The sequence below is a fragment of the Streptomyces sp. CNT360 genome, assembly GCF_000424785.1.
Genome location: NZ_KE384246.1, coordinates 9570 through 15780, shown reverse-complemented (window position 1 = coordinate 15780; position 6211 = coordinate 9570). Strand labels below are relative to the sequence as shown.

The following is a 6211-nucleotide window of genomic DNA, read 5'->3' as shown; positions in this document are numbered from 1 at the left end:
GACGAAGCCGAAGACCCCGACCCCGAAGACGAAGACACCAACGACGACACCAAGAACTCAGCCAACGCCAACGGCGTCGGAAAATCGAACACCAACGTCGCCGGCAACCGCAGACCCGTCACAGCAGACAACGCATTACGCAACTCCACCGCCGTCAACGAATCAAAACCCACCTCCCGAAACGCCCGACCCGCACCCACCGCATCCACCGAGTCATGCCCCAGCACCCCCGCCGCCCGGGACCTGACGATGTCCACAAGGACACCGACGTGCTGCGAAGCGGGCAGCCGCGCCAGGCGGGTGCGCAGGTCCACGTCACCGGCGGCGCGGCGTGCCGGGCCACGGACGAGGTCGCGCAGGGCGGGTGCGACAACGGTGCCCGACCCTCGGAGTGCCGGGAGGTCGAGCCGGGCCGGCAGGAGTACGGCTTCGCGGGAGGACAGTGCGCGGTCGAGGAGTTCCAGCCCTTCTTCGGCCGTGAGGGGGGCGATGCCGGAGCGGTTCAACCGGAGGAGGTCGCTGTCGGCGACGTGTCCGGTCATGCCGCCGCGTGGTTCCCAGAATCCCCAGGCCAGCGCGGTGGCGGGGAGGCCTCGGGCGTGGCGGTGGGCGGCCAGGGCGTCGAGGAAGGCGTTGGCAGCCGCGTAGTTGCCCTGGCCCGCGGCGCCGAGGGTGCCGGCGGCCGAGGAGAACAGGACGAAGGCGTCCAGATCGAGTTCGGCGGTCAGCTCGTCGAGCAGCAGCGCGGCGTCGGCCTTGGGCCGGAGTACGGCGTCGACCTGCTCCGGGCCGAGGGTCGAGGTCAGCCCGTCGTCGAGCACGCCCGCGGCGTGTACGACGCCGGTGAGGGGGTGTTCCGCGGGGACGGCATCGAGCAGCCGGGTGAGAGCTTCGCGATCGGCCACGTCGCAGGCGGCAACGTGCACGGTGGCGCCTGCGGCGGACAGTTCGTTCAGCATTTCGGGGTCCGCGGCGCCGGTGCGGCTGACCAACAGCAGGTGCCGTACCGCGTGTGCGTCCACCAGGTGCCGGGCGACGAGGCTGCCGAGTGCGCCCGTGCCTCCGGTGATCAGGACGGTCCCGCCGGGGGTGAAGGACGGCGCGTCCGACGCTCGGGTGCGGAACGGGAGGCGGGCGAGCCGGGGCACATGGAGTGCTCCGTCGCGGACGGCGACCTCGGGTTCGCCGGAGTCGAGAGCCGCGCGCAGCCCGGCACTGTCGAGGGGCGGCCGGGCGGGCTGGTCCGGCGAAGCCGGTTCCGCGGCGTCGAGGGAGGGTTCGTCGAGGTCGACGAGGGCGAAGCAGCCGGGGTTCTCGGCTTCCGCTGCGCGGACGAGGCCCCACACCGCCGCGCCCGCCAGGTGTTTCGGAGCCTCACCAGGCTGGACGGCGACGGCGCCGTGTGTGACGACGACCAAGCGGGCAGCGGCCGACCGCTCGTCGGTGAGCCAGGACTGGAGCCGTTCCAGCACGGTGTGGACCGCGTCGCGCACCGGCTCCTGGTGGACGTCGACGAGCACGTCACCGGTGGCGCCCTCGGTGGCCGTACCGGCAGAGCCCGTCGCCGTTCCGGCGGAGTGCACCGACGCACCGGCGGAGTTCGGGTGGTCGGCCGGGGCCACGGGGCGCCAGTCGAGGCGGAACAGCGTGGCGTCGTGCGCGGTGCCGAGCTGTCCCGCGGTCACCGGGCGTACCGCCAGGGACGCGGCCGAGAGTACCGGGGTGCCGTCCGGGTCGACGGCCAGCAGGGTGAACGCGTCGCCCCCCGTGGGAGCGAGCCGTACGCGCACGGTGGTCGCACCGGCCGCGTGCAGGGTCACGCCCGTCCACGAGAACGGCAACCGGGGTGCGGCAGCGTCCGCGGACCCGGCGAGGCCCGCCAGGTGGAGCCCGGCGTCGAGCAGGGCAGGGTGAACGCCGAATCGGCCCGTTCCGCTGTCCTCGGGCAGCACGACCTCGGCGAACACCTCGTCCCCGGCGCGCCATGCGGCCCGTACGCCCTGGAAGGCGGGTCCGTAGTCGAGGCCCTGGTCGTGCAGGTGCGTGTAATGAGCGTCGAGGTCGACCGCTTCGACTCCCGCGGGTGGCCAGTCGACGGGTCCGGCCGGGGCAGGCGCGGGCCCCTCTGCCAGGGCGCCGCTCGCACACTTCACCCACTCCTGCTCACCGGCGTCGGCGCCGTCGGGCTCGGCAGGGCGCGTGTACATGTCGATCGTGCGGCGTCCCGTGCCGTCGGGGGCCGTGACGATCATCTGAACCTGGAGGGCGCCGTTCTCGGGGAGGACGACCGGTGCCTCGAACGTGAGCTCGTCGACCTGTCGGCATCCGGCCTGCTGCCCGGCCCTGACGGCCAGGTCGAGCAGCGCGGTTCCCGGCAGCAGTGACCGCCCCAGCACCTTGTGGTCGGCGAGCCACGGCTGCGTGTCGGGCGCTATACGTCCCGTGAGCACGAAGCCCTCACCGTCGGCCAGGCCGAGCGCCATGTGCAGGAACGCGTGGTCGGACACGGCGAAGTCGCCTGTCGTGCTCGCCCACTCCCGCAGCCCGGCCGGCCAGTACCTGGTGCGCTGGAAGGCGTAGGTCGGCAGCTCGACCCTGCGCGGAGTGCTGCCGAGCACCGCGTCCCAGTCGACGGTGACGCCGTGGGTGTGCAGCTCGGCCAGGGACGTGAGGAACCTGTGCCAGTGCCCTTCGCCCCGCCGCAGTGTTCCGGCGGCCAGTCCTGTCCTGCCCGTGTCGTCGAGGATCTCCCGGACGCCGAAGGTGAGCACCGGGTGCGGGCTGACCTCGACGAAGCCGGTGTAGTCCTCCTCGACGAGCGCCCGCACGGCCTGTTCGAAGCGTACGGTCGCCCGCAGGTTGAGATACCAGTACTCGGCGTCCATGCGCGCGGTGTTCAGCGGGGCGCCGGTGACCGTGGAGTAGAGGGGGATGCGGGACGCACGGGGACGGATGCCATGGAGCACGGCCGACAGCTCGTCCCGGATGGCTTCCACGCTCGGCGAGTGGGAGGCGTAGTCCACCGGGACACGGCGGGCCTGCTCATCCGCTGCGAGCAGTGCCTCCAGCGCGGCCGGCTCACCCGAGACGACGGTGGTGCGGGGGCCGTTCACCGCGGCGACGGACAGCCCCTCGCCCAGGTCGAGGTCGTCGGCCGCCCGTGGTACGGACACCATGCCGCCCTGCCCGGCCAGCCGGACCAGGGCCTTGCTGCGCAGCGCCACCACCCGGGCGGCGTCCTCCAGCGACAGTGCACCGGCCACGCACGCGGCGGCGATCTCCCCCTGGGAGTGCCCCACCACGGCGGCGGGCTGCACGCCCGCCGCCTGCCACATCGCGGCCAGCGACACCATCACGGCGAACAGCGCGGGCTGCACGATGTCGACGCGTTCCAGCGCTTCGTCGTCGTCCAGCACGTCCAGCAGACGCCAGTCCACGTGCGGGCGCAGCGCCTCAGCGCACTCGGTCATCCTCGCGGCGAACACCGGCGAGGTGCCGATCAGCTCCACCGCCATGCCGACCCACTGCGCGCCCTGGCCGGGGAAGACGAAGACCGGCTGGTCCTGGCCCTGTTCGGCGACGCCTGTGACGACGGACGGCGCACCGGTACCCTCCGCGAGGGTCCCCAGGTGGGTGCGCATCTCGTCGAGGTCGGTCCCCAACAGCACCGCACGATGCCGGAAACCCGTACGGTCGTGGGCGAGGGACCAGGCCACCTCGTCGAGGCGGGGCTGTGCGTCACCGTTCAGGTGTGCGCTCAGCGAGCGCGCTTGGGCGCGCAGCGCGGTCTCCGTCTTCGCCGACAGCAGCCACGGCAACGGGAACCCGCCCGGTGCCGGGGCGGCAGGCATCGCCTCGTCGGCGGAATCCTCCGGGGCAACGAGGCCCGCAGCGGCGGTGAGCTCGGGAGACGCGGCCGGTTCGCCGAGGGCGGCAGAGGCGGAGTGCCGGACGAGCGGGGCGCTCCCGGCCGATGCGGCCGGGGCCGGGTCGTCGTGTGCTGCAGTGTCGAGGGGCTGTTCGAGGATGACGTGGGCGTTGGTGCCGCTGACACCGAACGCGGACACCGCCGCACGCCGGGCCCGGTCGGTGCCGGGCCAGGAGGTGGCAGTGCTGAGGAGCCGCACGGCTCCCGACCCCCAGTCGACACGGGAGGAGGGCTCCGCCACGTGGAGCGTGGCAGGAAGCGTCCCGTGCCGCATCGCCATCACCATCTTGATGACGCCCGCCACGCCCGCAGCCGCCTGCGTGTGCCCGAGGTTGGACTTGATGGAACCGAGCAGCAACGGATGCCCACCCGCGCGTCCGCTGCCGTAGGTGGCCAGCAGCGCACGTGCCTCGATGGGGTCGCCGAGCGGTGTGCCGGTGCCGTGCGCCTCGACCGCGTCCACGTCCCCGGCGGAGAGCCCCGCATCGGTGAGCGCCTGACGGATCACACTCTGCTGCGCGGCGCCGTTCGGCGCGGAGAACCCGCTGCTTGCACCGTCCTGGTTGACCGCGGAGCCACGCACGACGGCGAGTACCGGGTGCCCGTTGCGCCGGGCGTCGGACAGCCGCTCGACGAGGAGCACCCCGGCGCCCTCGGACCATCCCGTACCGTCCGCGCCGTCCGAGAACGACTTGCACCGCCCGTCCGGCGCCAGCCCACGCTGCCGACTGAAGTCGATGAACGGACGTGGCGTCGCCATGACCGTCACACCGCCGGCGAGCGCCAGCGAACACTCGCCCTTGCGCAGCGCCTGGCACGCCAGATGCAGCGCGACAAGCGACGACGAGCAGGCCGTGTCGATGGTGACCGCGGGACCCTCCAGGCCCAGCTCGTAGGCGATCCGCCCGGACACCACGCTGCCAGAGGTGCTGTTCCCGAAGAACCCTTCGTACTCCTCCGAAGCGCGCTCCAGCAGACCGCTGTAGTCGTGGTACATCGTCCCGGCGAACACCCCGGTCCGGCTGCCACGTGCGGATTCGGGATCGATACCCGCCCGTTCCAGCGCCTCCCAGGCGACCTCCAGCATCAGCCGCTGCTGCGGGTCCATCGTGACCGCCTCGCGCGGCGACACGCCGAAGAACTCCGCGTCGAACTCGGCCGCGTCGTGCAGGAATCCGCCCCGGCGCACGTACGACGTGCCCAGGTGCTCCGGGTCGGCGTCGTACAGGCGCTCCAGATCCCAACCGCGATCGGTGGGGAAGTCCGTGATCGCATCCTTGCCGCGCTCGGCCAACTGCCACAGCTCGTCCGGGGTGCGCACCCCGCCGGGGTAACGGCACCCCATGCCCACGATGGCGACGGGCTCGGGTGTCGCGGCTTCCTTCTCCCGCAGTTCCCGGCGCGCCTGGTGCAGCTCGGCGGTGACCCATTTGAGGTTGTCGAGCAACGTGTTGTCGTTCATGATCAGCGCCCGAACTCCCGTCGGATGAAATCAAGTACTTCGTCGGCCGAGGCCGATTCGAGTGTTTCTGCGACAGTGCCGGCCCCCTCCTCGGGGGCCTCGTCCTGCGAAGGCGCCGGCACCTGCCCGGAGGCGGACATCTCGGCGTCCATGTGCCGCGACAGTTCGTCGGGAGACGGATGCTCGAACAGCAGCGTCGCAGGCAGATCCAGCCCGGTGGCCCGGCTGAGCCGGTCACGGAGCTCCACGGCGGCCAGCGAGTCGAAGCCCATCGCCATGAAGCCGCTGCTCATGTCGATGCGACCGGGATCCTCATGGCCGAGTACCTGAGCGACGTGCGTGCGGACCAGCCTGCCGATGGTACGGGCCCGCATCTGCGGGGTTCCCTGCGCCAGTTGGCGCCGCAACGCGGCTGCCGGGTCCTCGTCCTCCCCGTCCCCCTGCTCGGACGAAGAAGGCACGCGCACGACATCGCGGAGCACCGGGGGCACCTGGTGGGTACCGCGAGCGCTGAGTCGGGCGGCCACGACGTTGGGGTGGTTCGTGGTGAGGGCCGCATCCAGCAACCGCAGCCCCTCCCCCGTCTCCAACGGCAACACACCCTGCCCCGCCATCCGCGCACGATCACCCTCCGACAACCCCGCCGACACACCCGACCGCACCCCCCACAAACCCCACGCCACCGACACCCCCGGCAACCCCGACCCCCACCGGAACCACGCCAACGCATCCCCATACGCATTCCCCGCCCCATACCCCACCTGACCCACCGACCCCACCACACCCGCCAACGACGAAAACACCACAAACGCCTCCACATC

Annotated in this window: 2 protein-coding genes; both read right to left on the bottom strand. The window is 72.1% G+C overall.

The genetic code is table 11. The features are described from left to right. The coding region (locus H297_RS43870) for a type I polyketide synthase (RefSeq protein ID WP_199787289.1) at window positions 1-5390 on the bottom strand (5390 nt) is incomplete at its 3' end. 2 nt (window positions 5391-5392) lie between these two features. Further along, a partial coding sequence (locus tag H297_RS0130955; protein WP_158693779.1) for a beta-ketoacyl reductase occupies window positions 5393-6211 on the bottom strand: 819 nt, incomplete at its 5' end.